The 6,322-nt window shown below is 70.6% G+C and carries 6 protein-coding genes; 1 reads left to right on the top strand and 5 read right to left on the bottom strand.

The window, feature by feature from the left end:
• The 4 genes from alaS to DW296_RS00130 form a co-directional block, all read right to left on the bottom strand.
• A partial coding sequence (gene alaS, locus DW296_RS00145; RefSeq protein ID WP_240742934.1) for an alanine--tRNA ligase occupies positions 1-2,618 on the bottom strand: 2,618 nt, incomplete at its 3' end.
• Positions 2,619-2,673: 55 nt separating this feature from the next.
• Positions 2,674-2,862 (bottom strand): hypothetical protein, encoded by a 189-nt coding sequence (locus DW296_RS00140; protein WP_136050583.1) that lies wholly within the window; start codon positions 2,860-2,862, stop codon positions 2,674-2,676.
• A gap of 110 nt (positions 2,863-2,972) precedes the next feature.
• On the bottom strand, positions 2,973-3,602 hold the full coding sequence (gene rpsD, locus DW296_RS00135) for a 30S ribosomal protein S4 (RefSeq protein ID WP_060922265.1): 630 nt from the start codon (positions 3,600-3,602) through the stop codon (positions 2,973-2,975).
• Positions 3,603-3,784: 182 nt separating this feature from the next.
• Entirely contained in the window at positions 3,785-5,149 is a 1,365-nt protein-coding gene (locus DW296_RS00130; RefSeq protein ID WP_136050582.1) for a replication-associated recombination protein A, read from the bottom strand.
• A 100-nt stretch (positions 5,150-5,249) separates the two neighbouring features.
• On the opposite strand from DW296_RS00130, the gene DW296_RS00125 reads away from it, so the two are divergent.
• Positions 5,250-5,546, top strand: coding sequence for a hypothetical protein (locus tag DW296_RS00125; protein ID WP_136050581.1), 297 nt, complete (start codon positions 5,250-5,252; stop codon positions 5,544-5,546).
• A 21-nt stretch (positions 5,547-5,567) separates the two neighbouring features.
• Here the strand turns inward: DW296_RS00125 and DW296_RS00120 are convergent, their stop codons facing one another.
• Complete coding sequence (locus DW296_RS00120; protein ID WP_136050580.1) at positions 5,568-6,269, bottom strand: winged helix-turn-helix domain-containing protein; 702 nt, start codon at positions 6,267-6,269, stop codon at positions 5,568-5,570.
• Between the last annotated feature and the right edge of the window lie 53 nt (positions 6,270-6,322).

Below are 6,322 nucleotides of genomic sequence, written 5' to 3'. Positions count from 1 at the left end.
CGGCGTCGGCGCTCCCGGCGATGATCGACAACATGAACCACGGCGGACGCATCGCCATGCTCGGAGCCTAGACCGGCGGCGCGCTTCGCGAGCGCACCCGCCTTCGCACCGGCACCGCGCGCGGCCTCGTTCGTGGCGACGACGACGACAGGGCGACCGTTGACGACCGCACCGAGCGCGACGACCGCGGGGTCGGATCCGAGCCGGTCGCGCACGCCGTTGACGAGCTCGCGGACATCGTCCGCGGAGGCCACGTCACCCAGCGTCTGTGCCGCCACGCGGAAGTCCCCGACGCGCGTCGCGGCCTCGGCGATCGCGGGGATGCGCCCCGCCCGCTCCTTCGCCTCGAACTGCGCGATGCGCTTCTCCGCGGCCTTGAGGCTCGCGGCGAGATCGGCGATCCGCTCCGGGAGCTGTTCACGCGGGGTCTTCAGAGAGGCGGTGAGCTGCGAGACGAGAGCCCGCTCCGCCGCGAGCTCGCGGAAGGCATCCGCGCCGACGAGAGCCTCGATCCGGCGGTTGGAGGCGCCGACCGAGGACTCCCCCACCACGCTGACCAGGCCGATCTCCGCGCTGGTCGACACGTGCGTGCCGGCGCAGAGCTCGCGCGACCACGGGCCGCCGATGTCGACCATGCGCACCACGTCGCCGTACTTCTCGCCGAAGAGCGCCATGGCGCCCGCTTCCTTGGCCTCATCGAGCGTCACGATGCGGGTGGTCACCTCGAGGGCGTCCTGCACGGCGCGGTTTGTGATCTCCTCGATCTCCGTGCGGGTGTCGCTCGACAGCGCCTGCGACCAGGCGAAGTCGAACCGCATGTACCCGGCACGGTTGAGCGACCCGGACTGCGTGGCCGTCGGACCGAGCGTGTCGCGGAGGGCGGCGTGCACGAGGTGGGTGGCGGAATGCGCCTGCCGGGCGGCGCGCCGGTTCGCGGCGTCGACGATCGTCGTCGCGATGTCATCGACCGCGACCGTGCCGCGGGAGACCTCGACCGTGTGGCTGATCAGCCCGGGGACCGGACGCTGCACGTCGAGCACCTCGAGCTCGTAGCCGGGGCCCACGATGGTGCCCTTGTCGGCGACCTGACCACCCGACTCGGCGTACAGCGTCGTCTCGGCGAGCACGACCTCGGCGATCTGGCCCTCGGCGGCGCTGCGCACCGGCGCCCCGTCGACGAGCAGGCCGAGCACGCGGGACTCCACCTCGAGGGCCGTGTAGCCGTCGAAGCCCGTCTCGCCCAGCGCGCGCAGGTCGCGGTACACCGAGACGTCGGCGAGCTGGCGCTTGCGGTTGCGGGCGTCGTCCTTGGCGCGCTGACGCTGCTCCTGCATGAGCGAGTCGAACGCGGCGCGGTCCACGTCCAGCCCGGCCTCTTCGGCGACCTCCAGGGTGAGGTCGATCGGGAAGCCGTAGGTGTCGTGCAGCAGGAACGCCTCGGAGCCGCTGAGGGTCTTCCCGCCGCCCTTCTTCGTCTCGTCCAGGGCGAGGTCGAGGATGGTCGACCCCTGGGCCAGGGTGCGCCGGAAGGTCTCCTCCTCGGCGAAGGCCGCCGAGGAGAGCACGGACCAGTCGCGCTCCAGCTCCGGGTACGACGACTTCATCGCATCGCGGGAGGCGGCGAACAGCTCGGGGAACGCGGGGTCGTCGACGCCCAGCAGACGCATGGCGCGCACGGTCCGGCGCATCAGGCGCCGCAGGATGTAGCCGCGGCCCTCGTTCGACGGACGCACGCCGTCGGAGAGGAGCATGAGCGAGGAACGCACGTGATCCGCGATCACCCGGAAGCGGACGTCGTCCTCGTGGACCGCACCATAGCGGCGGCCGGAGAGCTCGACGGCGCGGTCGAGCACCGGACGCACCTGGTCGGTCTCGTACATGTTCTCGACGCCCTGCTTGAGGAACGCGACGCGCTCCAGTCCCATGCCGGTGTCGATGTTCTTCATCGGCAGCTCGCCGACAATGTCGAACTCGGTCTTGCCACGAATGTTCTCGATGAAGTCCTGCATGAACACGAGGTTCCAGATCTCCAGGAACCGCGAGTCGTCGACGGCGGGGCCGCCGTCCTTGCCGTAGGCCGGGCCGCGGTCGAAGAAGATCTCGGAGTCAGGGCCGCCGGGACCGGGCTGGCCAGTGTTCCAGTAGTTGTCCGCGCGGCCGAGGCGCTGGATGCGCTCCGGCTTGAGTCCGATGATGTCGCGCCAGATCGCCTCGGCCTCGTCGTCGGTCTCGTAGACGGTGACCCAGAGGTCCTTCTCGTCGAAGCCGAGGCCGCCGTCGGCCTCCGAGCTCGTGAGCAGCTCCCAGGCGTAACGGATCGCGCCTTCCTTGAAGTAGTCGCCGAACGACCAGTTACCGAGCATCTGGAAGAACGTGCCGTGACGCGCGGTGCGCCCGACCTCCTCGATGTCGTTGGTGCGGATGCACTTCTGCAGGTCGGCGATGCGCGGATGCGGCGCCGGGACCACGCCCGTGAGGTACGGGATCATCGGGACCATGCCGGCGACCGTGAACAGCAGCGAGGGGTCGTCGCTGACCAGGGATGCCGAGGGGACGATGAGGTGGTCGTTCTTCTCGAAGTAGGAGAGGTAGCGCTGCGCGATTTCCGCAGTTTTCATAGGAGTGCCGGATGTCCTTGCGTGAGGGGGCGCGCCGAGGCGCAGATGCGGGGGGTCAGTTCTCGCCCGGCTCGGTCAGCCGAGCCTCCTGCGCGCGATACGCGTCGCTGAGGATCGCGGCGAGGCCGTTGATGCGGGCGTCGACGTCGGCCAGGATGTCGTGGCCCCGCGGGTCCTTGTTCATGAAGTGAGCCGCGACGAAGCCGCCGATCACACCGATCAGGAACCACAGCACATTCTTCATGTCGTCATCCTTGCCCTAGAGCCGCGAAGGCGCGGTCTCTCCATCGTAGGCGGAAACGACAGGAGGCGTCGGGAACCCCGACGCCTCCTGCCTGATGCTCTTCCGCTGGATCAGCGAGCCGCGTAGTACTCGACGACGAGCTGCACTTCACAGGTCACGGGGACCTCGGCGCGCTTCGGACGACGGACCAGACGGGCCTGGAGCTTGTCGAGCTCGACCTCGAGGTAGCCCGGAACGGCGGGCAGGACCTCGGCGTGGCCGCCTGCTGCCGCCACCTGGAAGGGCTCCGTGCCCTCGCTCTTGGGCTTCACGTGGATGAGCTGACCCGGCTTCACGCGGAACGACGGGCGGTCGACGAGCTGGCCGTCGACGAGGATGTGACGGTGCACGACGAGCTGGCGAGCCTGCGCAGTGGTGCGGGCGAAGCCCGAACGCAACACGAGGGCGTCGAGACGCATCTCGAGCAGCTCGACCAGGTTCTCACCGGTCAGACCGTCCTGACGACGGGCCTCGTTGAACGTGTTGCGCATCTGCTTCTCGCGGATGCCGTACTGCTCGCGCAGACGCTGCTTCTCACGCAGACGGACGGCGTAGTCGCTGTCGGCCTTGCGCTTAGTGCGGCCGTGCTCGCCCGGAGCGTAGGGACGCTTCTCGAGGTAGCGGGCGGCCTTCGGGGTGAGAGCCACGCCGAGGGCGCGGCTGAGACGCACCTTGCGGCGGTCCTGGGACTTCGTGGTCACGAAGCTGTCCTTCCGATGACGCGGTCGCGACTTTCGCGACTCGCGGACGTATCACCCGCGTTCTGCCTTGGAGCGCACGCCGGGGCGCCAGCAAGGTGGGGAGTGAACGAGGAGATGCCCGAAAACTCGGTTTCGAGCCGCTCAAGTCTATCAGACGGCGGCCGAAGCCCGGGGCCGACGGTTCAGCGGTCGCCGAGGATGCGGCGGATACGCTCCAGCCGCGCGCTGATGTCGCGCTCCGCGCCCAGGTTCTTCGGCTCGTAGTAGTGCCGGCCCTCAAGCTCGTCCGGCAGGTACTGCTGCGGGACGATGCCGTACTCACTGTCGTGCGCGTAGCGGTAGCCGCGGCCGTGCCCGAGGCGCTTCGCCCCGGGGTAGTGCGCGTCGCGGAGGTGAAGGGGCACGCGACCGAATCCCCCCGCGCGGATATCGGCGATGGCGGCGTCGATGCCGACGTAGGCCGCGTTCGACTTCGCGGTCGTGGCCAGATACACGGTGGCCTCCGCGAGCGGGATGCGCCCCTCCGGCATTCCGATGAAGGCCACGGCGTCCGCGGCGGCCACGGCGATGCCGAGCGCCTGAGGGTCGGCGAGACCGACGTCCTCGGACGCCGAGATGACGAGCCGTCGGGCGATGAAGCGCGGATCCTCCCCCGCCTCGATCATGCGGGCCAGGTAGTGCAGTGCGGCATCCGGGTCGGAACCCCGGATCGACTTGATGAAGGCGCTGATGACGTCGTAGTGCTCGTCACCCTGCCGGTCGTAGCGGAGGAGTGCCTTGTCGACGGCCTGCGCCACATCGTCGGCGGTGACCCCCGGGACGACCGCCTCCGAGTCTTCGCCGTCGTGGTCGGCCTCGGAGGCGGCGGCGTGCGAGAGCGCCACGGCAGCGGCGGCCTCCAGTCCGGTGAGGGCACGACGAGCGTCCCCCGACGCGAGGCGGATGAGGGCCGACCGCGCCTCGTCGCTGAGCGCGACCGTACCGGAGAGTCCGCGGGCATCCGACACCGCGCGGTCCACGAGCACGCCGATGTCGTCATCGGTGAGCGGCTGCAGCGTGAGCAGCAGCGACCGGGACAGCAGGGGCGAGATCACCGAGAACGAGGGGTTCTCCGTGGTCGCGGCGATGAGGATGACCCACCCGTTCTCCACGCCGGGCAGGAGCGCGTCCTGCTGTGCCTTGGTGAAGCGGTGGATCTCGTCCAGGAACAGGATCGTCGTCTGCCCGTACAGGTCGCGCTGCGTGATCGCCTCCTGCATGACCTCCCGCACGTCCTTGACGCCGGCGGTGATCGCGGAGAGCTCGACGAAGCGGCGCCCAGATGATCGGGCGATGGCCTGGGCGAGTGTGGTCTTGCCGGTGCCGGGCGGGCCCCAGAGGATGATCGACACCGCGCCGGGGGAACTGGCCTCCGGGTCGGCGAGGGCCACGATGGGCGACCCGGCCCGCAACAGGTGGCGCTGCCCCGCGACCTCGTCCAGCGACACCGGGCGCATGCGCACGGCGAGCGGCGTCTGCCCGGAGAGCAGGGCGGAGGGAGAGGACATTCCTCCAGGCTAACGGCGGCCGGGGACACGAGGCGAGGCCGGGGCCCCGGTAGGCTCTCAGGCGACGTCGTGGACCGGCGTCGGACGGGAGAAGCAGGGCATGGCCGCACGCGGTTCCAAGAAGGCGCAGACACGCACCGAGGCGGAGCGCGCCCGGCTGCACACCGCTCGCACCCGCTGGCACCAGGACCAGATCCGTCGACGCACTCGCGACAACATCATCGCGGTCACCGTCGGATCCCTCATCGTCGTGGGCGCCATCGTCAGCCAGGTCGTGCACGCGCAGGTGACCACACCGGAGCCGACGCCGTCGCCCTCCTCGTCGATCGCTCCTTCCCCGGTGCCGAGCGACACCCCCACCCTTGAGCCCAGCGCTCCCGCCACGCCGTCGGAGTGACCTCCTCGGCGTCGGGGCCCGTCACTCGTCGTCGATGACCGCGAGCCGGTACCCGCGCTTGACGACCGTCTGCACCAGATCCGCGTCGCCGAGGGACTCGCGCAGCCGCGCCACGGCGACCTCGACTGCTCGGGCGCTGCGTCGACCGCCGGGAAGAACCTGGCCGATCTCCGCCCTGGTGAGCACGCGGCCGTCGGCGACCAACAGCGCTTCGAGGATGCCGACGGCGCCGCGGGAGAGCGGCACGAAGCCGCCGTCGATCAGCGCGCCCCCGCTGCGCACGGCCACGCGTCCGATCACGGTCCGTCTCTCGGTGACGCCCCGCGCGAGCGGACCGAGAGCAGTGCGCGCGAGGTCGTCCGCGGTGGGTCCGCACGACGTCGCTGCGGGAAGCCCGCTCTCCGCCAGCCTCGTGGTCGCGGCGACGTCGGTCGTGACCAGCAGCAGACGCGCCGCCTGCGTCCGGCCGCGGATCGCCTCGAGCATGCCGAGTCGTTCGACGGCTGCCAGCCACGCGGCCACACCCTCCGCGGCCGGGAAGAGCACGGCGTCCACCTGACCGGACGCGATCCGGTAGAGCGTCCGCTTCGCGCCTGCCGGGATCGCGTGGTCCGCCCGCGGCGGGATGATCCGCGTGGCCTCCGATCCGGTGGCGGCGAGGGTGCGCAGGAGGGTGTCGACATCGACCGGCTCCGGCCGGACCGGCCGCGGCACCTCGACCACCACGACACGGCAGCCGACGAGCGCAGGAGCGGGGCCTGCACGTCATCCACCGG

This window comes from Microbacterium sp. K36, from assembly GCF_004794355.1.
Taxonomy (GTDB): domain Bacteria; phylum Actinomycetota; class Actinomycetes; order Actinomycetales; family Microbacteriaceae; genus Microbacterium; species Microbacterium paraoxydans_D.
This window is presented reverse-complemented; position numbering and strand designations above follow the sequence as displayed.